The sequence below is a fragment of the Stenotrophomonas sp. YJH_SMC_127 genome, from assembly GCF_059372445.1.
Map to the genome: position 1 here is coordinate 801,854 of NZ_JCAFVO010000001.1, position 22,353 is coordinate 824,206.

At 68.2% G+C, this 22,353-nt stretch carries 23 protein-coding genes, 1 tRNA gene and 1 other RNA gene; 22 read left to right on the plus strand and 3 right to left on the minus strand.

Features of this window, described 5'->3' with window-relative positions; translation table 11 throughout:
* Window positions 1-2: 2 nt before the first annotated feature.
* The 7 genes from fdxH (at window position 3) to selD (ending at window position 7,361) form a co-directional block, all read left to right on the plus strand.
* Window positions 3-920: a formate dehydrogenase subunit beta gene (fdxH, locus tag AC5QAB_RS03565; RefSeq protein ID WP_014648273.1), complete on the plus strand. Its 918-nt coding sequence runs from the start codon at window positions 3-5 to the stop codon at window positions 918-920.
* Window positions 917-1,564, plus strand: coding sequence for a formate dehydrogenase subunit gamma (locus tag AC5QAB_RS03570; RefSeq protein ID WP_049440476.1), 648 nt, complete (start codon window positions 917-919; stop codon window positions 1,562-1,564). Before fdxH ends, AC5QAB_RS03570 begins: the two co-directional genes overlap by 4 nt.
* Window positions 1,565-1,795: 231 nt before the next feature.
* Window positions 1,796-2,779 carry a formate dehydrogenase accessory protein FdhE gene (gene fdhE / locus AC5QAB_RS03575; protein ID WP_197562077.1) on the plus strand — a complete coding sequence of 328 codons (984 nt, stop codon included), beginning with the start codon at window positions 1,796-1,798 and terminating at the stop codon, window positions 2,777-2,779.
* Between the two features lie 3 nt (window positions 2,780-2,782).
* Window positions 2,783-4,207, plus strand: a complete 1,425-nt coding sequence (gene selA / locus AC5QAB_RS03580; protein WP_197562078.1) for an L-seryl-tRNA(Sec) selenium transferase — start codon at window positions 2,783-2,785, stop codon at window positions 4,205-4,207.
* Window positions 4,204-6,135, plus strand: a complete 1,932-nt coding sequence (gene selB / locus AC5QAB_RS03585; protein ID WP_197562079.1) for a selenocysteine-specific translation elongation factor — start codon at window positions 4,204-4,206, stop codon at window positions 6,133-6,135. Before selA ends, selB begins: the two co-directional genes overlap by 4 nt.
* A 24-nt stretch (window positions 6,136-6,159) precedes the next feature.
* A tRNA-Sec gene (locus tag AC5QAB_RS03590) sits at window positions 6,160-6,255 on the plus strand.
* Window positions 6,256-6,281: 26 nt separating this feature from the next.
* Window positions 6,282-7,361 (plus strand): selenide, water dikinase SelD, encoded by a 1,080-nt coding sequence (gene selD / locus AC5QAB_RS03595; RefSeq protein ID WP_197562080.1) that lies wholly within the window; start codon window positions 6,282-6,284, stop codon window positions 7,359-7,361.
* A gap of 57 nt (window positions 7,362-7,418) precedes the next feature.
* Here the strand turns inward: selD and AC5QAB_RS03600 are convergent, their stop codons facing one another.
* Window positions 7,419-8,279 carry a YicC/YloC family endoribonuclease gene (locus AC5QAB_RS03600; RefSeq protein ID WP_005410888.1) on the minus strand — a complete coding sequence of 287 codons (861 nt, stop codon included), beginning with the start codon at window positions 8,277-8,279 and terminating at the stop codon, window positions 7,419-7,421.
* 124 nt (window positions 8,280-8,403) lie between these two features.
* On the opposite strand from AC5QAB_RS03600, the gene rph reads away from it, so the two are divergent.
* The 7 genes from rph (at window position 8,404) to pepQ (ending at window position 15,652) form a co-directional block, all read left to right on the plus strand.
* The gene (rph, locus tag AC5QAB_RS03605; RefSeq protein WP_014648280.1) at window positions 8,404-9,129 is read left to right on the plus strand and encodes a ribonuclease PH; all 726 of its coding nucleotides are present in this window, start codon (window positions 8,404-8,406) and stop codon (window positions 9,127-9,129) included.
* Entirely contained in the window at window positions 9,126-9,515 is a 390-nt protein-coding gene (locus tag AC5QAB_RS03610) for a VOC family protein (RefSeq protein WP_032956062.1), read from the plus strand. The genes rph and AC5QAB_RS03610 overlap by 4 nt, the downstream gene beginning before the upstream one ends.
* Window positions 9,512-10,108, plus strand: a complete 597-nt coding sequence (gene rdgB / locus AC5QAB_RS03615; protein WP_134809243.1) for an RdgB/HAM1 family non-canonical purine NTP pyrophosphatase — start codon at window positions 9,512-9,514, stop codon at window positions 10,106-10,108. The genes AC5QAB_RS03610 and rdgB overlap by 4 nt, the downstream gene beginning before the upstream one ends.
* A gap of 58 nt (window positions 10,109-10,166) precedes the next feature.
* Window positions 10,167-11,393 carry a radical SAM family heme chaperone HemW gene (gene hemW / locus AC5QAB_RS03620; RefSeq protein WP_495233160.1) on the plus strand — a complete coding sequence of 409 codons (1,227 nt, stop codon included), beginning with the start codon at window positions 10,167-10,169 and terminating at the stop codon, window positions 11,391-11,393.
* 201 nt (window positions 11,394-11,594) lie between these two features.
* Window positions 11,595-13,874, plus strand: a complete 2,280-nt coding sequence (locus AC5QAB_RS03625) for a DUF1631 family protein (protein ID WP_032956058.1) — start codon at window positions 11,595-11,597, stop codon at window positions 13,872-13,874.
* The gene (locus AC5QAB_RS03630) at window positions 13,871-14,245 is read left to right on the plus strand and encodes a PilZ domain-containing protein (protein WP_014648285.1); all 375 of its coding nucleotides are present in this window, start codon (window positions 13,871-13,873) and stop codon (window positions 14,243-14,245) included. Before AC5QAB_RS03625 ends, AC5QAB_RS03630 begins: the two co-directional genes overlap by 4 nt.
* Window positions 14,246-14,320: 75 nt before the next feature.
* Entirely contained in the window at window positions 14,321-15,652 is a 1,332-nt protein-coding gene (gene pepQ, locus AC5QAB_RS03635; protein ID WP_053494771.1) for a Xaa-Pro dipeptidase, read from the plus strand.
* A 485-nt stretch (window positions 15,653-16,137) separates the two neighbouring features.
* Here pepQ and AC5QAB_RS03640 read toward each other — a convergent pair whose 3' ends face one another.
* On the minus strand, window positions 16,138-17,460 hold the full coding sequence (locus tag AC5QAB_RS03640) for an aminopeptidase P N-terminal domain-containing protein (RefSeq protein ID WP_180886890.1): 1,323 nt from the start codon (window positions 17,458-17,460) through the stop codon (window positions 16,138-16,140).
* Window positions 17,461-17,465: 5 nt separating this feature from the next.
* A complete protein-coding gene (locus tag AC5QAB_RS03645) occupies window positions 17,466-18,014 on the minus strand; it encodes a YecA/YgfB family protein (RefSeq protein WP_014648288.1) in 549 nt (182 codons plus the stop codon).
* Between the two features lie 154 nt (window positions 18,015-18,168).
* On the opposite strand from AC5QAB_RS03645, the gene AC5QAB_RS03650 reads away from it, so the two are divergent.
* The 8 genes from AC5QAB_RS03650 to AC5QAB_RS03685 all read left to right on the plus strand — a co-directional run bounded on the left by AC5QAB_RS03650 (window position 18,169) and on the right by AC5QAB_RS03685 (window position 22,317).
* Window positions 18,169-18,390, plus strand: a complete 222-nt coding sequence (locus tag AC5QAB_RS03650) for a TIGR02449 family protein (protein ID WP_005410898.1) — start codon at window positions 18,169-18,171, stop codon at window positions 18,388-18,390.
* Window positions 18,387-18,683 (plus strand): cell division protein ZapA, encoded by a 297-nt coding sequence (locus AC5QAB_RS03655; RefSeq protein WP_005410899.1) that lies wholly within the window; start codon window positions 18,387-18,389, stop codon window positions 18,681-18,683. Before AC5QAB_RS03650 ends, AC5QAB_RS03655 begins: the two co-directional genes overlap by 4 nt.
* Window positions 18,684-18,836: 153 nt before the next feature.
* Window positions 18,837-19,022: non-coding RNA, 6S RNA (gene ssrS / locus AC5QAB_RS03660), on the plus strand.
* An 83-nt stretch (window positions 19,023-19,105) separates the two neighbouring features.
* Window positions 19,106-19,699 carry a 5-formyltetrahydrofolate cyclo-ligase gene (locus AC5QAB_RS03665; protein ID WP_049440492.1) on the plus strand — a complete coding sequence of 198 codons (594 nt, stop codon included), beginning with the start codon at window positions 19,106-19,108 and terminating at the stop codon, window positions 19,697-19,699.
* Complete coding sequence (locus tag AC5QAB_RS03670; protein ID WP_014648290.1) at window positions 19,696-20,175, plus strand: EVE domain-containing protein; 480 nt, start codon at window positions 19,696-19,698, stop codon at window positions 20,173-20,175. The genes AC5QAB_RS03665 and AC5QAB_RS03670 overlap by 4 nt, the downstream gene beginning before the upstream one ends.
* Window positions 20,176-20,197: 22 nt before the next feature.
* A complete protein-coding gene (gene rpiA, locus AC5QAB_RS03675) occupies window positions 20,198-20,845 on the plus strand; it encodes a ribose-5-phosphate isomerase RpiA (RefSeq protein WP_014648291.1) in 648 nt (215 codons plus the stop codon).
* 21 nt (window positions 20,846-20,866) lie between these two features.
* Complete coding sequence (locus AC5QAB_RS03680; protein WP_014648292.1) at window positions 20,867-21,313, plus strand: DUF192 domain-containing protein; 447 nt, start codon at window positions 20,867-20,869, stop codon at window positions 21,311-21,313.
* 158 nt (window positions 21,314-21,471) lie between these two features.
* Window positions 21,472-22,317: a SirB1 family protein gene (locus tag AC5QAB_RS03685; protein WP_024957828.1), complete on the plus strand. Its 846-nt coding sequence runs from the start codon at window positions 21,472-21,474 to the stop codon at window positions 22,315-22,317.
* Window positions 22,318-22,353: the final 36 nt, after the last annotated feature.

The window sequence follows — 22,353 nt, forward strand, 5'->3', positions numbered from 1 at the left end:
CCATGTCACTGCAATCGCTGGACATCATCCGCCGCTCGGCCACCACCACGCCCTCGCCGGAAGCGCGCGGTGCGCACACCGGCCAGGTCGCCAAGCTGATCGATGTGAGCAAATGCATCGGCTGCAAGGCCTGCCAGGTCGCCTGCATGGAATGGAACGACCTGCGCGACGAGGTCGGCAGCTGCGTTGGCAGCTATGACAACCCGCCCGACCTGAGCGACCAGTCGTGGACGGTGATGAAGTTCCGCGAGTACGAGGACGAGAAGGGCAAGCTGGAGTGGCTGATCCGCAAGGAGGGCTGCATGCACTGCAGCGACCCGGGCTGCCTGAAGGCCTGCCCGTCGCCGGGCGCGATCATCCAGTACGCCAACGGCATCGTCGACTTCCAGGAAGAGAACTGCATCGGCTGCGGCTACTGCGTGACCGGTTGCCCGTTCGACGTGCCGCGCATTTCCAAGAAGGACCACAAGGCCTACAAGTGCACGCTGTGTTCGGACCGGGTGGCGGTGGGCCAGGAACCGGCCTGCGTGAAGACCTGCCCGACCGGGGCGATCACCTTCGGCAGCAAGCAGGCGATGACCGAGCACGCGGCCGGCCGCGTGGAAGACCTGAAATCGCGCGGCTACGGGAACGCCGGCCTGTACGACCCGCAGGGCGTGGGTGGCACCCACGTGATGTACGTGCTGCAGCATGTGGACAAGCCGGAGCTGTATGCCGACCTGCCCAAGGACCCGCGGATCAGCCCGATGGTGGAAGTCTGGAAGGGAGTGGCCAAGCCGCTGGGCGTGCTGGCGATCGCCGCCACCGCCTTCGCCGGCTTCCTGCATTACATCGGCATCGGCCGCAACACGGTCAATGACGAGGAAGAAGAGGAAGCCGAACACGAGGCGAAGAAGATCGAAGAGGAGCAGCGGCCATGAAGTACGCCCCGCACCCGCGGCAGATCATCCGCTACCGCGCGCCGACCCGCATCAATCACTGGATCGTGGCGATCTGCTTCGTGCTGACGGCGCTGTCCGGGCTGGCACTGTTCCATCCCGCCCTGTTTCCGCTGACCCAGCTGTTCGGTGGCGGCCCGTGGACGCGCATCCTGCATCCATTCATCGGGCTGGCCATGGTGGTCGGCTTTGCGTTTCTGGCGTTCCGCATGTGGCGCGACAATCTGCCGACGGCCGACGATCGCGCATGGATGCGCGGCATGCGCGATGTACTGCGCAACGAGGATGAGAAGCTGCCGCCGGTGGGCCGCTTCAATGCCGGCCAGAAGCTCCTGTTCTGGGCGATCATTGGTTGCCTGTCGGCACTGCTGCTGACCGGCTTCGTGATCTGGCGGCAATACTTCAGCCATCTCTTCCCGATCGGGCTGATCCGCTTCTCGGTGCTGGCCCATGCGTTGTTCGGTTGGGTGCTGGTGTGCGCGATCGTGGTGCACATCTATGCGGCGCTCTGGATCAAGGGCTCGGTGCGGGCGATGACCCAGGGCAAGGTGACCTATGGGTGGGCGTACAAGCACCACCGGCAGTGGTTCCGCGACATCCTGCGCGGACGTCGGGAAGAGGGGTAACGGCAGGGCCTGCGGCCCTGCACCTGCAGAGGCGCCTTCGACAGTTCCCCGGTGCTTTTGGTAGGTGTCGACCTTGGTCGACACGATGAACACGGCAACAACCGATGGGGTCAGATCCGTTTTCCTGTGGAAAACGGATCTGACCCCGACCATTTCAAATGGCCTACAGTGCGCTGGACGCCAGCGCCGACAACGGCGAGGATGGAGGCTGGTTCTTCTGGCTGGCCCTGCATGGCGCAACGCATCCTTGAACCCGGTGAGATCGAGACGCTCGCCTCGCGCGACGTGCCGCGCATCATCCTGCCTGATACCGGGTCGCTGTTCGCCACACGCGCGGCGCGCCTGCGCAGCCTGGCCGCGCACAGCGCCATCGGCGGTTACCTGCAGCTGCTGGCGGCATTGGCCGATGCACAGCAGGCGCTGCTGGAGGAATTGACACCCCAGCAACGCGAGGCGCTGCAGGACCACGCGCGCGCGCAGCAGTCCAGCGCGGCCGCCAGCGCCGGCATGCCATTGCGGCCCGCCAACACGCTTTATCTGGACGGGCGCTGGCGCGACTGGCTGCGCACGCTGTGCCGGCACTGCGCCGACGAAGCGGGGCTACCGGCGGAAACACGGCAGGAATTGCTGCGCGTCGCCGCCGCCGACGACACCTGGCTGGATGCGCAGGCCCACGCCGTGCTGGAACGCGATGACGCGCCCCCGGTCGACGCGGTCGCTGCGCTGCTGGTGATGAACGCGTTGCAGGTGTATTGGGCGGTACTGGCGGCCAGCTTCCGCCCCAGCGACCTGAAGCCGCTGGCCGATGCGCCAGGGCTGTGCCCGCTGTGCGGCACCCTGCCGGTGGCCAGCGTGGTGCAGGCCCGCCCGCCCTATGCTTCATACCGCTATATGTCGTGCTCGCTGTGCGCCTGCCAGTGGCACTACGTGCGCGTGCAATGCAGCCAGTGTGGCGCCGCTGGCAAGGACATCGCCTACCGCGCCCTGGCCGATGCCGACGGCGATGCCGCCCAGGCCGTGCGCGAGAGCGCGGTGCGCGCCGAGACCTGCGACCACTGCCACAGCTACCGCAAGATCCTGTACCTGGAAAAGGACCCGGCGCTGGAACCGGTGGCCGACGACCTCGGCACGCTGGCGCTGGACCTGCTGCTGGGCGAGGAAGGCTACGCGCGAGCCAGCCAGAATCCGCTGCTGTGGCAATCCGACGACGACTGACCGATGCCACGCACCTCCGCCGCCCCGGCATCGGCCGCCGCCCTGCCCTCGCTGGACAAGCTGCTGCGCCTGCCGGCGCTGTCGGCACTGATCGAAGATCACGGTCGCAGCCGCATCACCCAGCTGCTGCGCGTGCATCTGCAGGCGCTGCGTGAGCGCATCGGTGCCGCACAAATCTCGGCCGGGCAGCTGCGGCAGGCCATTGAAGGCCCGGCACTGGTCGCGGCGCTCGACGCCGCCCTTGCCGCCGATGCACGGCTGGACCTGCAGCCGATGTTCAACCTGACCGGCACCGTGCTGCACACCAACCTGGGCCGCGCGCTGTTGCCCGATGCCGCCGTGCAGGCGGTCACCCGCGCGATGACCGCGTCGGTTGACCTGGAATTCGACATCGCCCGCGGCCGCCGCGGCGACCGCGATGCGCGGGTGCAGGCGCTGGTCTGCGAGCTGACCGGCGCCGAAGCGGCCACCGTGGTCAACAACAATGCGGCGGCGGTCCTGCTGCTGCTCAACAGCCTGGCCAACCGCCGCGAGGTGGTGGTGTCGCGCGGCGAACTGGTGGAGATCGGTGGCGCCTTCCGCATTCCCGATGTGATGCGCAGCGCCGGCGCACGGTTGCTCGAAGTGGGCACCACCAACCGCACCCATCCCGCCGATTTCACCCATGCCATCGGCGCTCGCACCGCGCTGTTGATGGAGGTGCATGCCAGCAACTACGCGATCACCGGCTTCACCGCCAAGGTCAACACCACGACGATGGCAGCCCTCGCGCACGACCATGGCCTGCCGCTGGTGGTGGACCTGGGCAGTGGCAGCCTGTGCGACCTGGCGGCCTTCGGCCTGCCGCACGAGCCGACCGTGCAGGAAACGCTGGCGGCGGGCGCCGATCTGGTCTCGTTCAGTGGCGACAAGCTGCTGGGCGGGCCGCAGGCCGGCATCATCGCCGGCCGCGCCGACCTGATCGCGCGGATCAACCGCAACCCGCTCAAGCGCGCGCTGCGCATGGACAAGATGGGCCTGGCCGCGCTGGCGGCGGTGCTGGCCCTGTACCGCGAGCCGGAACTGCTGGCCCAGCGGCTGCCGACACTGCGTACGCTGTCGCGGACACAGGATGACATGGATGCGCAGGCCCAGCGCCTGCTGCCGCTGATGCGCTCGGCGCTGCCGGCCGGCTACATGCTTGAACAGGCACGGATGCACAGCCAGATCGGCAGTGGTGCGCAGCCACAGGCGCAGCTCGGCAGTGCCGGCCTGCGCATCACCACTGCGCAGCGTGGCGGCCTGGACCGCCTGGCCAAGCGCCTGCGCCAGCTGCCGCGACCGGTGCTGGGCCGCATCGGCGAGGACGCATTGTGGCTGGACCTGCGTTGCCTGGAACCGGCCGACGAAGCGGACTTCCTCGCCCAATGGAGCACGCTGCAACCATGATCGTCGGCACCGCCGGGCATATCGACCATGGCAAGACGCGCCTGGTGCGGGCACTGACCGGCATCGAAACCGATCGCCTGCAGGAAGAACGCACGCGCGGCATCTCCATTGAACTGGGCTATGCCTATGTCCCGGTGGAAAGCGCGAACGGCGCGGGCCCCGCCGCAACGCTGGGTTTCGTCGATGTGCCGGGTCATGAGCGCTTCGTCCACACGATGGTGGCCGGCGCCACCGGTATCGATGTCGCCCTGCTGGTCGTCGCCGCCGACGACGGCGTGATGCCGCAGACCCGCGAGCATCTGGCGATCCTGCAGCTGCTGGGCGTGGATCGCGGCGCGGTGGCGCTGACCAAGATCGACCGCGTGGACGCCGCGCGCATCGCCCGGGTCGAGATCGAGATTGCCGCTTTGCTGGCCGGAACGCCGCTGCAGGATTCCCCCGTATTCGCCTGCAACAGCACGTCCCCCGATGACGCAGGCATCAACGCCCTGCGCACCCACCTGCACGCATGGGCCGCCGGCGAGGCCAACGCGCGCCAGGCCGCGCTGCGCAACGAGTTGTTCCGCATGCCGGTGGACCGCGTGTTCTCGTTGGCGGGCCACGGCACATTGGTGACCGGCGCGGTGCATGGCGGCGGCGCCACGGTGGGCGAGCACCTCCAACTGATGCCCGCCGCCACCGATGTGCGCGTGCGCAGCATCCACGCGCAGAACCAGGCCAGTGACCACGCCATGGCCGGGCAGCGCTGCGCGTTGAACCTGGCCGCCATCGCCCGCGACGAGATTCATCGTGGCGACTGGATTGCCGACCCGCGCGCGCTGCTGGCCACCACCCGCGTCGATGTGCGCCTGCGCCTGTCCGCACGGGCAGCACCACTGCGCGACTGGGCACCCCTGCACATCCACTGGGGCACGATGCACCGGCAGGCCCATGTGGTGCTGCTGGAGGACCGTGACCAAGGTGATGGGCAGTTGGTGCAGCTGGTGTTCGATGCACCGGTCTGTGCGATGTGTGGTGATCGCTTCATCGCCCGCGATTCCGCCGCGACCCACACGCTGGGCGGTGGCGTCGTGCTCGACCCGGACCCGCCACAGCGGCGCCGGCGCAGCCCGGCACGGCTCGCCTGGCTGGGCGCACTGGAGCAGCTGGCCACAGGTGCGGGAATCGGCCCGCTGTTGCAGCAGGCGCCCTTCGGCATTGCCATGGCCGCGCTGCAACGCTACTGCCGGCGCGCGGCCGACCGGATCGATCTTCCTGCAGACGCACAGCGCATCGCCACCCGCGATGATACGGTGGTCATCCTCGCCTCGCACTGGCAGGTGCTGCGCGAGCAGGTGATCACATCGCTGCATAGCTGGCATGAGCGACGCCCGGACGAACCCGGTGTCGACAGCGGGCGCCTGCAACGCAGCACCCTGCCCGCGCTTGCGACGGGGCTCTGGAATGCGCTGCTGCAGGACCTGCTGGACGACGGCAGCGTGCAACGCGTGGGCGCCTGGTGGCGCCTGCCCGGCCATGACCATGCGCCACCGGAACGCGAGCGCCTGCTGCTGGAACGCGTGCTGCCGCAACTGCACGCCGGTGGCTTCGATCCGCCGTGGGTGCGCACCCTTGCTGCCGAGATCGGCTTGGCCGAGGACGAAGTCCGCGCCGTCCTGCGCCGCGCCGCCGCACGTGGCGAACTGTTCCAGGTGGTGCCGGACCTGTTCTATGCACCCGCACGCATTGCGGAACTCGCCGCGATGGTCGCGCAGCTGTCACAGGCCAGCGGCGCGATGGATGCGGCGGCCTTCCGCGATGCCATCGGCCTGGGCCGCAAACGCAGCATCCAGATCTTGGAGTTCTTCAATCGCGTTGGCTACACTCGACGCGTCGGTGACCAGCATCGGCCGCGCGGCGACCTGCAGTGGAACGCAGCCCGCGACTGAGCCCACCGGTACCGCCGTACTTTCGGAAGGCATGCGCATCCGGGCATGTGGCTGGGCTTCAAACCCAGTAGGGGGCGTCGATCGTTCCCTGGTAGGTTCGACTCCTGCTGCCTTCCGCCATTCGTGTTTCCGCAGGAGATGTCGGCATGGCCACGCACGCGCAGTCACCCGCCCCATCCACGGCCGATGCCCCGCAACGACTGACCTCTCTCGCGCATGGCGGCGGCTGCGGCTGCAAGATCGCGCCGGGCGTGCTGAGCGAACTGCTGCGCGGCGTTCCAGCACTTCCCGCACCGGCCGAACTGCTGGTGGGCCGCGAGACCAGCGACGACGCCGCGGTGTACCGCCTCGATGACCGCCAGGCAATCGTCGCCACCACCGACTTCTTCATGCCGATCGTCGACGACCCGTTCGACTTCGGCCGCATCGCGGCCACCAACGCGCTGTCGGACCTGTATGCGATGGGCGCGCGCCCGCTGTTCGCGCTGGCCATCGTCGGCATGCCGATCAACTCCCTGCCGCAGGACACCATCCGCGGCATCCTGCAGGGCGGCGAGCGTGCCTGCGCCGACGCCGGCATCGTGGTGGCCGGCGGCCACAGCATCGATTCGGTGGAACCCATCTACGGCCTGGCCGCGATCGGCGTGCTCGACCCGCAGCGGCTCAAGCGCAATGCTGATGCCCGCGCCGGCGACGTGCTGGTGCTGGGCAAGCCGTTGGGCGTGGGCGTGTACTCGTCGGCGCTGAAGAAGGAAGTGCTGGATGCAGAGGGCTACCGGCAGATGATCGCGTCGACCACCTGCCTGAACAGCGTGGGTGTGCCGCTGGCCGCGCTGGACGGCGTGCACGCGATGACCGACGTCACCGGCTTCGGCCTGCTCGGCCACCTGCTGGAAGTGTGCCGCGCCAGCGGCGTCGCTGCCGAAGTGGACAGTGCACAGGTGCCGCTGCTGCCGCAGGCGCTGGAGCTGCTGCAGCGCGGCTGCGTGACCGGCGCCTCCGCCCGCAACTGGGCCTCGTATGGCGCCGAAGTGCGCTTCGCCGAACGCTTGGCCGGCCACTGGCAGCCACTGCTGACCGATCCGCAGACCAGTGGCGGGCTGTTGGTGTCCTGCGCCCCGGAGGCAGTGAATGCGGTGCTGGCCTGCTTCCACGACGCAGGGTTCGGCCAGGCGGCCGTGGTCGGGCGATTGGGTGAAGGGGCGCCGGGCGTCAGCGTGCGCTGATGCGCTGGAACGACAAGGGCGCCCGAAGGCGCCCCTGCTGTATCGCTGCACGCAACATCACTCGATGTTCTGCACCTGCTCGCGGATCTGGTCGATCAGCACCTTCAGCTCCACCGCGGCATTGGACGTGCGGCTGTCCACCGACTTCGAGCCCAGCGTATTGGCTTCGCGGTTGAACTCCTGCAGCAGGAAGTCCAGGCGGCGACCGACCGGCTCGCGCTGCTTGAGCACGCGGCGGATCTCGACGATGTGGCTGCCGAGGCGGTCCAGCTCTTCATCCACGTCCAGCTTCTGCAGCCACAGGACCAGCTCCTGCTCCGCACGGCCCGGGTCGACCGGGTGCGGCAGGTCAGCCAGACGGGCGGCCAGCTTGGCGCGCTGGCCGTCGCGAATGGCCGGAATCAAGGTGCGCACTTCGGTGGCGATGCGTTCGATGCCGTCCACGCGTTCGCTGATGGCCGCAGCCAGCTTGCCGCCTTCGCGCTCACGCGCTTCGACGAAGCCGTCCAGCACCTGGTCCAGCAGGGCCAGCGCCTCGACCTGCAGGGCGGCGGCATCCGTTGCCTCGCCGCGGGTCACGCCCGGCAACTGCAGCAGATCGGTGAAGCTGACCTGCAGGTTCGGGAAATCGGAGGTCAGGCGGTGGGCCAGGCGGCCCAGCTGGCCCAGCAGGGCCTCGTCCACCTGCAGGTTGGCAGCCGCCTCCGGCGCGCGCAGGCGCATCACCAGATCCAGCTTGCCGCGGCTCAAGCGCGCGGCGATACGCTCGCGCAGCTGCGGTTCGAGCGCCCGCAGTTCCTCGGGCAGGCGGGTGCCGACCTCCAGGAAGCGGTGGTTGACCGAGCGCAGCTCGCAGCCCAGCGTGCCCCACGGGGTGACCCGCTCGCCGCCGGCATAGGCGGTCATGCTTCGAATCATGGAATGTGTCCGGTGCGTGCAAAGGGGGAATGGTACCCTAGCGCCCTCACCAGAGCCCCCTTGCCCGCCCCGTGAAGGCCGCGGGCGTGGCGGCGTACTCCCTCGCCATTACGGAACCCGCACCATGTCCGACTCCCGCCCCAGCGGCCGCCAGCCCGACCAGCTCCGCCCGGTCGTCATCCAACGCGGCTTCACCCGCCACGCCGAAGGTTCGGTGCTGGTGTGCTTCGGTGAAACCCGCGTGCTGTGCACCGCCAGCGTCGAGAACCGCGTGCCGGGCTTCCTGCGCGGCAAGGGCGAAGGCTGGGTCACCGCCGAGTACGGCATGCTGCCGCGCGCCACCCATACCCGCAGCGACCGCGAAGCGGCCCGTGGCAAGCAGGGCGGTCGCACACTGGAGATCCAGCGCCTGATCGGCCGCAGCCTGCGTGCCTGCGTGGACCGCAATGCGCTGGGCGAACGCACCATCACCCTCGACTGCGACGTGCTGCAGGCCGACGGTGGCACCCGCACCGCCGCCATCACCGGCGCCTATGTGGCCCTGGTCGATGCGGTGAACGTGCTGATGAAGCGTGGCGACATCAAGCGCAACCCGGTCCTGGGCGCAGTTGCAGCAGTGTCGGTGGGCGTGTACCGCGGCACCCCGGTGCTGGACCTGGACTACGCCGAAGACAGCGACTGCGACACTGACATGAACGTGGTGATGAACGACGGTGGCGGCTTCATCGAGCTGCAGGGCACCGCCGAAGGCCACGCCTTCCGTCGCGATGAACTGGACGCGCTGCTGGGCCTGGCCGAGAAGGGCGTGGCCGAGCTGCTGGCCGCGCAGCAGGCGGCGCTGTCGGCATGAACCGGCGCATCGCCCTGACCACCCTGGTGGTTGCCGACTATGACGAAGCCATTGCCTGGTACACCGGCAAGCTCGGCTTCGCATTGCTCGAAGACATCGACCAGGGGCACAAGCGCTGGGTGGTGGTCGGCCCGACCGACGGCAGCGCCGCCGCCCTGCTGCTGGCCCGTGCCAGCGACGAGGAACAGCGCAGCCGCATCGGCAACCAGACCGGTGGCCGCGTTGCCTTCTTCCTCAACACCGACGACTTCCACCGCGACCACGCGGCGATGCTGGCCGCCGGCGTCGAGTTCCTGGAAGCACCGCGCGAAGAACCCTATGCAACGGTCGCGGTATTCCGCGACCTGTATGGCAACACTTGGGACCTGTTGGAGCCCCGTCAATGAAGAAACTGGTACTGGCCAGCCACAATGCCGGCAAGCTGGTGGAGATGCAGGAGATCCTCGCCGACCTGCCGCTGCAGATCACCTCGGCCGCCGAGCTGGGCCTGGGCGACGTGGAAGAGACCGGCCTGACCTTCGTCGAGAACGCGCTGCTGAAGGCACGCGCCGCCTGCGAAGCGACCGGCCTGCCGGCGCTGGCCGATGATTCCGGCCTGATCGTCGATGCCCTGGGTGGTGCACCGGGCCTGTACAGCGCGCGCTATGCCGGCCACCCGACCAACGCCGCTGCCAACAACGCCAAGCTGCTGGACGCGATGGCCGGTATTCCCGATGGTCAGCGCAGTGCCCGCTTCTATGCGGTGATCGTGCTGCTGCGCCACGCCACCGACCCGCAGCCGCTGATCTGCGAAGGCCGCTGGGAAGGGCAGATCATCCGTGAGCTGCGTGGCACGAATGGTTTCGGCTACAACCCGGTGTTCCTGGACACCACCCACGGCCTGACCGCCGCGGAAATGGAGCCGGCGTTGAAGAACGCCATCAGCCACCGTGCCGTTGCCCTGCAGCAGCTCAAGCAACAGCTGGCGACGCTGTACTGACGCCCGACCTGATCGAACCAGGGAAGCCGGCCAACGGCCGGCACTACCGATGAAGCCCATGCCGCACGCCCACGACCACTGCAACCACCTGCCCGGCGAAGCCTGCTCCGCTGACCACGACGGCGCACCGCGGCTGGTGCCGCCACCGCTGTCGCTGTACGTGCACCTGCCGTGGTGCGTGCGCAAATGCCCGTACTGCGATTTCAATTCGCACCAGGCCAAGGGCGAGTTGCCGTTCGAGGCCTACATCGATGCACTGCTGCGCGACCTGGACCAGGACCTGCCGCTGGTCTGGGGCCGGGTGGTGCACAGCGTGTTCTTCGGCGGCGGTACGCCCAGCCTGTTCCCGCCGGAGGCGATCGACCGCTTCCTGCAGCAGGCCAGCGCGCGCCTGCGCTTCGCACCCAATGCCGAGATCACCCTGGAGACCAACCCGGGCACCGCCGAGCATGGCCGTTTCGACCGCTACCGCGCGGCCGGCGTGAACCGCCTCAGCTTCGGCATCCAGAGTTTCGACGACGCCATGCTCAAGCGCCTCGGCCGCATCCACGACAGTGGCGAAGCCGAGCGCGCGGTGAAGATGGCGCAGGACGCGGGCTACGACAATTTCAACATCGACCTGATGTATGCGCTGCCGGAACAGACCCTGGCCGGCGCCGAGGCCGACCTGGAGCGTGCGTTCGCGCTGCAGCCGGCGCACATCTCGCACTACCAGCTGACCCTGGAACCGAACACGGTGTTCTTCGCGCGGCCGCCGCAGGGCATTCCCGACGAAGACAACGCCTGGGACATGCAGGAACACTGCCAGGCATTGCTGGCACAGGCTGGTTTCGGCCAGTACGAGGTCAGCGCCTATGCGCGCCCCGGCCGGCAAAGCGCGCACAACCTGAACTACTGGCGTTTCGGCGATTACCTGGGCATCGGTGCCGGTGCGCACGGCAAGATCAGCTCGGGCGCCGAAGAACACGTGCTGCGCCGCTGGAAGCTGAAGCATCCGCAGGCCTACCTGGACAGCGCTGGCACGCCGGCCTCTTTCGGGGGTGACGATGTGATCGCAGCCGAGCGCCTGCCGTTCGAGTACATGCTCAACCTGCTGCGCCTGCACGAAGGGTTCAGCCTTCGCGATTTCGAGTCGCGCACCGGGCTGCCGCGCGGCGTGCTGGACGCTCCGTTGGCCGAGGCCGTCCAGCGCGGCTGGCTGGAGGTGGCGGAGGGTCATGTGCAGCCGACCGAGCTGGGCCGCCGGTTCACCAACGATGTGGTGAGCCTGTTCCTGGAGGAATAAGCCTTCCGCCATACCGGGTAGTGCCGGCCGCTGGCCGGCACTCTGGTAAAGACAGCGCTGCCGGCCAGCGGCAGGCACTACCGTTCATCCATCGGCCCTGCCCGATGAACGTGAGACACGTTCAGCCTAAAGTAGCGCCGACTGCGGCCGACACGGTAGATTCACAGGATCGATCCGCGGGAATCCGGGTACCGCTCGCCGATGTCAGCTGTCTTTTCCATCACCTCTGCCGACAAAGCACGCCTGGCCGCCAGCGACCTGCCATCGCGGGTGCGTGAACTGCTGGGTGCGTTGATCGGCCTGTGCCGGCAAACGCTGGCCGCGCCCCTGATCCTGACCGTCGAAGCGCTGGAGCAGACGCTGCTGCACGACGCCGACCGTGCACGCAATCCGATGCAGCAGGCGGACCTGATGGCCCAGCGTGGCCAGCTGCACGCGTTCGCCGGCCATTTCGCCGACCGCATGCTCGATGCCGTGGCCGAAGCGCTGGCGGGCCTGCGCGAGCCGTCCACCGCCGCTGCGGCCCCTGCTTCGCCGCCGCCGCTACCGGGCACGCTCGGCCTGTCGCTGGTCGATGAGCACGAGGTGGATCGCGACCTGCTGCTGACCGAAATGATCCGGCGCGAGACCCTGCGTTCAACCAATACGTTGAACCTGCTGGGACAGCGCCTGGGCGTGCTCGCGGCGGCGCCGGCGTTCGAGGCCGACACCCTGCCACTGGCACCGCAGGCCCTGTGCGCGATGGTGCGCCGGATCGCCGAACAGGACGCCCTTGGCGTGGAGGTGCAGCTTGCGCTGTACCGCAGCTTCGAGCGGCAGGTGCTGGAACGCCTGGGCGATGTGCTGGACCGCGCCAATGCGCTGCTGGCCCAGCATGGCGTGCTGCCGGGCCTGGTCTACACCCCGTACCTGGCACGCTCGTCGAGCACCCGGCGGATCATCACCCAGTCGGTGGGCGGCGGCCGCACAACCCAGCCTGCCAAGCGTTCCGCCGCGCCGTTGACCGGCTGGAACGGCTCCGCTCCGGCCGGTTCCTGGTCGAACCTGGTGCAGGACGCATTCAACGACGCGGGTACGCCGGGCGCAGCCACCGCTGGCGTGACCACGTCCACCGGCAGTGCGCTGCATGAATTGCTGCAGCAGGCCCGCCATGCCACTGCCCCTCCTGCGGACACCGCTGCCGTGCCCAGTGCGGCCGTCGATGCGGTCCTCGCGCGGCTGCAGGCCCAGTCCAGCGCGGCTACCGGCGTCGCCGACCTGCAGGCCGCGGTGGTCGCCCAGCTGCGCAGCGAGCACGGCGCGCAGGCCCAGCTGGGCAGCCACGACCGCGACAACCTCGACCTGCTGCGCCTGCTGATGCAGCAGGTGCAGCAACAGCAGCGCCCCGACCCGGTGCCGGCCGCCCTGCTGGCGCGCCTGCAGGTACCGCTGGCGCGTGCGGCGATGGCCGACCCCGGCTTCTTCGTGCGCGACGAACACCCTGCACGCGAACTGCTCAACCAGATTGCCGAAGTCGGCGCCAACTGGCTGGGCGACGATGACGTGGACCCCCAGCTGCTGCAGCGCATGGCGCAGAGCGTGCAGGGTCTGCTCGGCCAGGATGCACGCTCGCCCGAGGCCTTCGCCACCGCCAACGAGGACGTGCAGCAGCATCAGCGCGCGGCGGCCCATCGTGCCGAACTGGCCGAGCGCCGCCACGTCGAGGCCGCGCGTGGCAAGGAACGGCTGGAACTGGCGCGTCGCCAGGCCAATGCGCAGATCGACCAGTGCTGCGACACGCAGGCGCCGCCGCGCTTCGTGCAGACCCTGCTGCGCCAGGCCTGGGCCGATGCACTCACCCTCACCCGCCTGCGCCATGGCGACGATTCGCCGCAGTGGCAGGAACGCCTGCTACAGACCGAGCGCATCGCCGCGGTGACCGCGCAGGCCGTCGATGCCAACGGTGGCACCGATGCAGTGCTGGCCAGCGAGGTGGAATCGGCGCTCGTGCAGGTCGGCTATCACGCCGAGGAAGCCGCCGCCGTTGCGCGCCGCCTGGCCACGCCAGGAGGCGAGGATGAAAGCACCTCGCGCACCGAGCTCAGTGCGCGCCTGAAGGCACGTGCACGACTGGGCGAACATGCTGCCAGCGGCAGCGCCGACGCCCCGCGCACGCCGCGCAGCAGCGCCGAAGAGGCGGCCTACCAGCAGCTGGTGACCCTGCCCTTTGGCAGCTGGTTCGACATCGACAACGGTGACGGCACCCTGCGCCGCCAGCGCCTGTCCTGGTACAGCCTGCTGACCGGCCACGCCCTGTTCGTCAATCCGCGCGGGCAGAAGATCGCCGATACCGACCTTGATACGCTGGCCCGGCAGCTCAGCGCCGGACGCGCGCAGCTGGTCACCGAAGACAAGGGGCGGCTGGTCGATCGCGCATGGCAGGCCAGCCTCGGTGCGCTGCGTGCGCTGGCCGGCGGCCGTTACAGGGAGGCGTCCGTTTGAACGTGCAACCGCCGCAGGACACCCGCCGCGCGCCGCGTCGCCAGGTCTCGGACCTGGTACCGGTCACCGACCAGATGCGCGAATGCGTGGTGGGCCGGCTCGGCAATGTCTCCGAGACTGGCATGTTGATGCTGGCCAGCACCCCGCTGCGCGAGGACGCGCTGTACCAGTTCCGCTTCCCGTTGCCGATCGGTGACGGCCGCCACGAGGCCATTGACGTGGGCGTGCACCTGCTGTGGAGCGAGCCGGCGCATGTGCCCGGCCAGAGCTGGACCGGTTTCCGCTTCCTCACCCTGTCACGCGAACATCGGCAGCTGCTGCGCCAGTGGATAGGCGAAGACAGCGACGAGGCACCGGTTTCGACGGCCTGAGTGCCGGTTCCAGCACAGCGGTTTTTCCCGGTATGCGGCAGAATCTAGGGCCGTTTTCCGTGTCGAGCCACCGCAATGATCCAGCAAGACCCCGGCGCCCTGTACCCCGACCACCTGGCCGTGCTGTGCCGACGTGCCGAACAGGCGTTGGCCCGCGGCGGCTTCGACCATCTGGTCGTGCCCAGCGGCACCCTGCACTACCAGGTGTTCGACGATCGCGACTACCCGTACGCGGTCAATCCGCAGTTCAAGGCCTGGCTGCCGCTGACCCGGGTGCCCAACAGCTGGATCGTGTTCACCCCGGGCAAGCGCCCGGCGGTGATTTTCCACCAGCCCTTCGATTACTGGCACGTGGTACCGGACGCACCGAGTGGCTGGTGGGTGGAGCACTTCGACATCCACATCATCCGCAAGCCCGAAGAGGCGCTGGCCCTGCTGCCGGCCGACCCGTCGCGCTGCGCGATCCTCGGCGAGCCGCAGAGCGCGCTGGGCAGCTACGTGCCGAACAACCCGGCACCGGTGGTGAACTACCTGGAATGGCACCGCGGCAGCAAGACGCCGTATGAGATCGCGCTGATGCGCCAGGCGCAGGTGCTGGGCGTGCGCGGCCACCGCGCCGCCGAAGCCGCGTTCCGCAACGGCGCCGACGAATTCAGCATCCACATGGCGTACTGCCAGGCAGTGGGCCAGGATGCCAACGAGCTGCCCTACGGCAACATCGTGGCGCTCAATGAACATGCCGCCGTGCTGCATTACACCGAGCTGGGCCGCAAGGCGCCGCAGCCGCTGCGCAGCTTCCTGATCGATGCCGGCGCCAGCGCGCACGGCTACGCCAGCGACATCACCCGTACCTACGCCGCGCAGGGCCACGATGAATTCGCTGCGATGATTGCTGCCGTCGACGCCGCCCAGCAGCAGATGTGCGCAGCGGTGCGCCCGGGCTTCGACTACAGGCAGCTGCACGTGGACGCACATCTTTCGCTGATGGGCGTGCTGAAGGACTTCGGCGTGATCAAGGTCTCGCCGCAGACCGCGCTGGAGACCGGCGTCAGCGCCGCGTTCTTCCCGCACGGCATCGGCCACCTGATCGGCCTGCAGGTGCACGACGTGGCCGGTTTCGCGGCCAGCGACGAGGGCGGCCGCATCGAGCGCCCGGCGGGCCACCCGTACCTGCGCCTGACTCGCGTACTACAACCGGGCATGGTGGTGACCATTGAACCGGGCCTGTACTTCATCGACATGCTGTTGAACGAAGTGAAGGATGCCGGCCATGGTGATGCGATCAACTGGGACCGCGTGGATTTCTTCCGTCCGTATGGTGGCATCCGCATTGAAGACGAAGTGCTGTGCACCGAGGGCGAGGCGGACAACCTGACGCGGCCGGCGTTTGCGGCGGCCAACGGCTGAGCCCCTCGTGGTCGGGCGCTGATATCAAAGGCCGCGCTTGGCCGGGCGGGGTGGGTTTGCAGGACACGCCGTAAACCCATCCATGGGGGCTCGATGGCGCCATCCATGGCGCCAACGGTCCTGCAAACCCACCCCGCCCGTCCTTTGACAGTTTCCTGCCGCGTCCAACCACGGAAAAAGAAGAAAGAAAAGCAGAAGCGGGTCGCTCGCTGCGCTCGCTCCGTGCCGACCAAGGTCGACACCTACCAACAGCCGCGCGTGCCAATAACCGCGGTTGCCAACAGCCGCGTGAACCTGTCGAAGGCGGGGTACTGTGGGTTTGCGGGGTGTGAGCGGCATGGATGCCGCGACCAAGCCCCCATGGATGGGTTCACGGCGTCCCCGCACACCCACAGTGCCCCGCCATCCCACGGAATGCGCGCTGTTGCTGTTGCTGTTGCTGTTGCCTCTGCGGGTGCAGGGCTGCAAGCCCTGCAGAACACCCCTTACCCCGCCATCACCGCTTCGATCTCGTCGGCGCTGCGCGCCAGACCTTCGGTCAGCACGCGATGACCGTCGTCGGTGATCAGCACATCATCCTCGGTACGGATGCCGATGCCGCGCCAGCGCGGTTCCACCGCCGTATCGTCCACGCCGATGTACAGCCCCGGCTCGATGGTGAATGCCATGCCCGGCTCCAGCAGCCGCGAATCGCCCGCCAGGCGGTAATCGCCCACATCGTGCACGTCCAGCCCGATCCAGTGCCCGGTCTTGTGCCGGTAGAAGCGCTGGTACAGGCCTTCAGCCAGGTTCTTTTCCAGCGTCCCCTTCAGCAGGCCCAGCCGCAGCAGGCCCTCGGTCAGGGTCTGCACCGCGGCCAGGTGACCGGCCTCGTACGGCACGCCCGGCCTGGCCTGGGCCAGCGCGGCGGCCTGTGCATCGCCGACCAGGTCGTGCAGTGCACGCTGCTCGGCGCTGAAGCGGCCATTCACCGGAAACGTGCGGGTGATGTCGCTGGCGTAGCCACGGTACTCGGCACCGGCGTCGATCAGCACCAGCTCGCCGTCGCGCGAACGCGCGTTGTTGTCCCGGTAATGCAGGATGCAACCGTTGCGGCCCGCACCGACGATGCTGCAATACGCCGGCACCGCATCGCTGGCGCGGAACACGCGTTCCAGCTCGGCCTGCAGCTCGTATTCGTGGATGCCGGCCCTGGCAGCCTTCATCGCCGCCAGATGTGCACGCACGCTGATCTGCGCAGCGTGGTGCATCAGCGCCACTTCCGCGCCGGACTTGAACAGGCGCTGCTCGTGCAGCAGATGGCCCAGTTCAAGGAATTCATGCGGCGGCTGCGCGCCGTGGCGCACCTGCGAACGCACGCGGTTGACCCAGCCGATCAGCTTCAGGTCGAAATCGGCGTCGCGACCGAAGTGGTAGTAGACGCGCGAACGGCCTTCCAACAGGCCCGGCAGGATGTCGTCCAGATCATCGATCGGGTACGCATCGTCCATGCCGTACTGCGCCACCGCGCCTTCCTGGCCGGCACGGCTGCCGTCCCAGGCTTCGCGCTCGGCATCACGTTCGCGGCAGAACAGGATGGCCTCGCCGTGGCGCCGGCCCGGGATCAGCACCAATACCGCCTCCGGCTCCGGGAAACCGCTCAGGTACTGGAAGTCCGAGTCCTGGCGGAACGGGTAATGGGTATCGAGGCTGCGCACCTTCTCGGCCGCGGCCGGCAGCACCAGGATCGCGTCCTCGCCGGCCATGTCCATCAGCTGGCGGCGCCGACGCTTGTATTCGCCCGCCGCGATGCCGGTGCGCTGCTTGATGTCCATCAGTTCAGGCGCTGCCGATGGCGCGAGGCCAGCACCACGTCACCGTGCAGCAGCAGTACCGCCACGCGGATGAACTCCTCGATCTCCGACAGGGCTTCGTCGTCATCATCGCCACCCGCTTCGAAATCCTCGCTGGAGGCGCGCGCCAGGCTGGCCATGTCGGTCAGCGCTTCTTCACCCTCTTCGGACAAGGTCGGGCGACGGCCACCGCTGCCCAGGCCGAAACCACCCAGGAACGAGCGGGTCCAGCTGAACATGGCATCGGCCTGCGCGGACACATCGTCGCCGTCTGTCAGCAGCAGTTCGAAGGCGAAGTCGCGGTCTTCCAGCTGCTTGATGGTCGCCTGCAGCAGCTGCCCCAGCACGCTGTCGGCAGCCACCGGCGGCAGGTTGTCGTCGGCCAGCACCCGTGCCGGCCAGTCGTTGCCGGGGGCGCCACCGGCGGCCAGCCAGCCACACAGCGCACCGTGCAGCTCGGCAGCGGTAGCGCCCAGGCCCAGTTCCTGGCTGGCGCGGGTAACGTCGTCGACGGAGGGAAGTTCGGTCATCGTGCGGCTCGTTCGGAGAAGGAAACCCGGGGCGCGCACGCGCGCGCCCGTGAGACCCCGTAGTGTAGCAACCCGGCGGCGTCCTCTCTGCGGCCGCCAGGCCTTGCTGCGACAACGCTTGACCGCCCTTGCCCGGCTTGCCTATCGTGCCCGCATGGAACCCGCCGATCCCCTTGCCCAGCTGCAGGACTTCGCCGCCCGCGTGGAAGCGTTGCTCGAACGCAACCAGCGCCTGGCCGAGGAGAACCGCAGCCTGCGCCACCAGCAGGAACAGCTGGTGGCCGAGCGTTCCACGCTGCTGGCCAAGAACGAGCAGGCACGCTCGCGGGTGGAAGCAATGATCAGCCGGCTCAAATCCCTGGAGCAGCACACATGAGCGCCGAACCGGTCAGTGTCCGCATCCTCGATCGTGAATACACGGTGGGTGTCGGCGGCGATGAACGCGACAGCCTGATGGCCGCCGCGCGCCTGCTCGATGCGCGCATGCGCGAAATCCGCGGCAGCAACCGCATGGCCGCCGTCGACCGCGTCGCCGTGCTGGCCGCACTGAACCTGGCCCACGAACTGCAGCTGCTGCGCGACGAGAACGCCCGCCAGGCCGTGGCCCTGCAGCAGACGCTGGCCGACCTGAACAGGCGCCTCGACCGCGCGATCGACGGCACCCCCTAGAAAAAGGGGACGGAGGGGATTAAGGCGCATTCGCCCCATCCGTGCCGGAAACGTCTTAATCCCCTCCGTCCCCTTTTCGCATATCTGAATTGGCACGGACTGTTGCCGACGAACGGCCTATCCAGATCCTGCACGCTGGCTATAATGGCCACGCGTTCTCTGCGGTACTCGACGGCATGTGCAAACATTCGCCTTGTCCCTTAAGAACGACACCGGGAGCGCGACAGCGCCGGGAGTGCAGGTCCGCCTTGTAGCGGGAAGCCCGATGGTTCTCCAGCGTTCCCACTTGAGCCCCCGGGTTCAAGGTCGTTTCGCATGCATCGACATTGCGGAGAATGCAATATTCCAGCAAGGGCGGCGTCTTCGGGCGTCGCCCTTGTTCTTTCCGGCACAATGGCGGCTGATCCTTGCCGCACGCTGCCATGACCGACCCGCGCCAGGCCCTGCGCCACGACCTGCGGCAACGCCGCCGCGACCTTTCCGCCGGTGAGCGCATTGCTGCCGCCGAATCCCTTGCCGATGCCCTGCTCGCCCTGCCGTTCGCCCCACGCGAAGGCGCCGTGGCCGGCTACTGGGCGCTGGATGGCGAAATCGCGCTGCACCGCTGGCAGCTGCAACTGCCCGAAGGGCTCACCTACTGCCTGCCGGTGCTGGCCGGCGACGTGCTGCGCTTCGCGCCGTGGCGGCCGGGGCAGGCGCTGACCAGCAACCGCTACGGCATTCCCGAACCGGACGTAGCGCTGGACGATACGCTGGAACCGGCGCAGATGGCGCTGGTGGTGGCCCCGCTGGTGGGCTTCGACGCACAGTGCCGGCGGCTGGGCATGGGGGGCGGCTGGTATGATCGCAGCTTCGCCTTCCGCCATGACCGGCCGGCGCCGCCCTGGCTGGTCGGTGCTGCGTTCGCGGTGCAGCAGGTCGAGTCCTTGCCGGTGGCGTCGTGGGACGTGCCGGTGGATGCGATCTGCACCGAAGACGGCACCCTGTTCCCCTCCGCTGCCCCCGTGAACGCATGACCGCCCGCAAGCGCTACTGGCTGATGAAGTCCGAACCGGACGCCTTCTCCATCGATGACCTGGCCAAGGTCAAGGTCGAACCTTGGAACGGGGTGCGCAACTACCAGGCACGCAACTTCATGCGCGATGGCATGCAGGTGGGCGACGGCATCCTGTTCTACCACTCCAATACCAAGGTGCCGGGCATCGTCGGCCTGGCCACGGTGGCCAGCACCGCCTATCCGGACGACACCCAGTTCGATCCAAAATCCGACTACTACGACCCCAAGAGCACGCGCGAGAACCCGCGCTGGATGCTGGTGGACGTGGCCTTCGACCGCAAGCTGAAGCAGGTGATCGCGCTGGACGAGATCAAGCTGCACGCCGAGGAACTGGGCGAAGGCTTCCCGCTGGTTGCCAAGGGCAACCGCTTGTCGGTGTTCCCGGTGACCGCCGCGCAGTGGAAGCTGCTGCTGTCGCTGGAAAAGAAATCCTGATTCCCTGCCTGAGAGTTCTCCCATGTCCGAAGCCAAGCGCCTGGCCGCCGAGAAAGCCATCGAATACGTCGAAGACGGCATGATCGTCGGTGTCGGCACCGGTTCCACCGTGGCCTATTTCATCGATGCCCTGGCCCGCATCCAGCACCGCATCAAGGGCGCCGTGTCCAGCTCCGAGCAGAGCACCGCGCGCCTGAAGCAGCACGGCATCGAAGTGATCGAGCTGAACCACAGCGGCAACCTGTCGCTGTACGTGGACGGCGCCGATGAGTGCGATCCGAACAAGTGCCTGATCAAGGGCGGCGGCGCCGCACTGACCCGCGAGAAGATCATCGCCGAGGCCAGCGAGCGCTTCATCTGCATCGTCGACCCGAGCAAGCAGGTGCCGGTGCTGGGCAGGTTCCCGCTGCCGGTGGAAGTGATCCCGATGGCGCGCAGCCTGGTCGCCCGCCAGATCCGCGACATGACCGGCGGCCAGCCGACCTGGCGCGAAGGCGTGGTCACCGACAATGGCAACCAGATCCTGGACATCCACAACCTGCAGATCACCGATCCGGAAAAGCTGGAGCGCGAGCTCAACCAACTGCCGGGCGTGGTCTGCGTGGGCCTGTTCGCGCGCCGTCGCGCCGACGTGGTGATCGTCGGCGGCGAGCCGCCGGTCGTGCTCTGACCCTTCCGAAGGATCCTGACGATGTCGCTGTTGCGTTCGCTGCTGATGCTTCCGCTGCTGGCCCTGGCCGGCTGTGCCACCGACGCGGCCCGCCATTGGGTCGAACTGGATGGCGCCCGCTACCAGGTGGAGCTGGCCACCAACGATGAAACCCGCGCGCGCGGGCTGATGTTCCGCGACCAGATGGCGGCCGACCACGGCATGCTGTTCATCCACGACCGCGAAGAAATGCAGGCGTACTGGATGAAGAACACCAGGATCGCGCTGGACATCCTGTACTTCGACAGCCAGCGCAGGCTGGTCAGCCAGCAGCGCGACGTACCGCCGTGCTCGGCCGGCGACATGTGCCCGCCCTACCCCAGCGGTGGCCCGGCGCGCTACGTGCTGGAACTCAACGCCGGCCAGGCCGAGAAGCTGCAGTTGAAGGACGGCACGGAGCTGAAATTCGGCCCGGGCATCGAAAAGTAAGGTACGGCCGGGCTGCGCCCGGCACCCGCAGTAGTGCCGGCCGCTGGCCGGCACCCCTGCAGGGGTCAGATCCCTTTCGCACGCGAAAGAGATCTGACCCCTGCATTTTTCACGCGGCACCGCTTGAAACGGCCTGCGAATGACGCCAGTCTGTGGCCATGCAGGACCGGATCACACTCCCCGACTGGGATGCACTGGCCGACCTCGAAGACGAGGCGCTGCCACTGTTGCCGACCGCGCTGCTGATCGCGCGCGATGAATACCCCGATCTGCAGCCGTCGACCTACGATGCGCTGATCCAGAGCCACGTCGACCACCTCCGCTCGGAAGTGGAGAGCATCGACAACAGTCCATTGAAGATGGCGGCGATCAACCGCCACCTGTTCGACGAGCTGGGCTACAGCGGCGACCACGACGAGTATTACGACCCGCGCAACAGCTACCTCAACCAGGTATTCGAGCGCCGGCTGGGCAACCCGATCTCGCTGGCGCTGGTGCAGATGGAAGTCGCGCGGCGGCTGGGCATTCCGCTCGACGGCGTGTCCTTCCCCGGCCACTTCCTGGTGCGCCTGCCGGTGGACGACGGCGTGCTGGTGATGGACCCGTTCAATGGTGGTCGCCCGCTGGACGTGGACGAACTGCGCGAACGCGCCAAGTCACACCTGGGCGGGCAGATGCCCGACGACCAGGTGCTGGCGCAGATTCTGGACCCGGCGCCGGCGCGCGCGATCCTGATGCGCATGCTGCGCAACCTGCACGGCGTGTATGCCGAGGCCGGCGAATGGGACCGCGCCGCGCGCAGTGCCGACCGCCTGCTGAAGCTCGCCCCGGAGCAGGACGATGCGCTGCGTGACCGCGGCCTGGCCTACCTGCAACTGGAGTACCTGGCCGGTGCCCGCCACGATCTGGGGCAGTACCTGAAGCGCAACCCGGAAGCCAGTGATGCGCAATGGCTGCGCGAGAAGCTGATCGACCTCGGCGGACCGATGCCGCGGCTGCATTGAGGGTGCCGGGGTGTGGACCAACAGTCCACACCTACC

Excerpts from the sequence above, each read along its gene's own strand:
- AC5QAB_RS03680 (WP_014648292.1), top strand. The coding sequence starts at position 20,867 with ATGTCGCTGTTGCGTTCGCTGCTGATGCTTCCGCTGCTGGCCCTGGCC.
- AC5QAB_RS03570 (WP_049440476.1), top strand. The coding sequence starts at position 917 with ATGAAGTACGCCCCGCACCCGCGGCAGATCATCCGCTACCGCGCGCCG.
- AC5QAB_RS03610 (WP_032956062.1), top strand. The coding sequence starts at position 9,126 with ATGAACCGGCGCATCGCCCTGACCACCCTGGTGGTTGCCGACTATGAC.
- AC5QAB_RS03600 (WP_005410888.1), bottom strand. The coding sequence starts at position 8,279 with ATGATTCGAAGCATGACCGCCTATGCCGGCGGCGAGCGGGTCACCCCG.
- AC5QAB_RS03655 (WP_005410899.1), top strand. The coding sequence starts at position 18,387 with ATGAGCGCCGAACCGGTCAGTGTCCGCATCCTCGATCGTGAATACACG.
- AC5QAB_RS03670 (WP_014648290.1), top strand. The coding sequence starts at position 19,696 with ATGACCGCCCGCAAGCGCTACTGGCTGATGAAGTCCGAACCGGACGCC.
- AC5QAB_RS03650 (WP_005410898.1), top strand. The coding sequence starts at position 18,169 with ATGGAACCCGCCGATCCCCTTGCCCAGCTGCAGGACTTCGCCGCCCGC.
- AC5QAB_RS03625 (WP_032956058.1), top strand. The coding sequence starts at position 11,595 with ATGTCAGCTGTCTTTTCCATCACCTCTGCCGACAAAGCACGCCTGGCC.
- selA (WP_197562078.1), top strand. The coding sequence starts at position 2,783 with ATGCCACGCACCTCCGCCGCCCCGGCATCGGCCGCCGCCCTGCCCTCG.
- fdxH (WP_014648273.1), top strand. The coding sequence starts at position 3 with ATGTCACTGCAATCGCTGGACATCATCCGCCGCTCGGCCACCACCACG.
- rdgB (WP_134809243.1), top strand. The coding sequence starts at position 9,512 with ATGAAGAAACTGGTACTGGCCAGCCACAATGCCGGCAAGCTGGTGGAG.
- AC5QAB_RS03645 (WP_014648288.1), bottom strand. The coding sequence starts at position 18,014 with ATGACCGAACTTCCCTCCGTCGACGACGTTACCCGCGCCAGCCAGGAA.
- selD (WP_197562080.1), top strand. The coding sequence starts at position 6,282 with ATGGCCACGCACGCGCAGTCACCCGCCCCATCCACGGCCGATGCCCCG.
- hemW (WP_495233160.1), top strand. The coding sequence starts at position 10,167 with ATGCCGCACGCCCACGACCACTGCAACCACCTGCCCGGCGAAGCCTGC.
- rpiA (WP_014648291.1), top strand. The coding sequence starts at position 20,198 with ATGTCCGAAGCCAAGCGCCTGGCCGCCGAGAAAGCCATCGAATACGTC.
- AC5QAB_RS03685 (WP_024957828.1), top strand. The coding sequence starts at position 21,472 with ATGCAGGACCGGATCACACTCCCCGACTGGGATGCACTGGCCGACCTC.
- AC5QAB_RS03665 (WP_049440492.1), top strand. The coding sequence starts at position 19,106 with ATGACCGACCCGCGCCAGGCCCTGCGCCACGACCTGCGGCAACGCCGC.
- fdhE (WP_197562077.1), top strand. The coding sequence starts at position 1,796 with ATGGCGCAACGCATCCTTGAACCCGGTGAGATCGAGACGCTCGCCTCG.
- selB (WP_197562079.1), top strand. The coding sequence starts at position 4,204 with ATGATCGTCGGCACCGCCGGGCATATCGACCATGGCAAGACGCGCCTG.
- pepQ (WP_053494771.1), top strand. The coding sequence starts at position 14,321 with ATGATCCAGCAAGACCCCGGCGCCCTGTACCCCGACCACCTGGCCGTG.
- rph (WP_014648280.1), top strand. The coding sequence starts at position 8,404 with ATGTCCGACTCCCGCCCCAGCGGCCGCCAGCCCGACCAGCTCCGCCCG.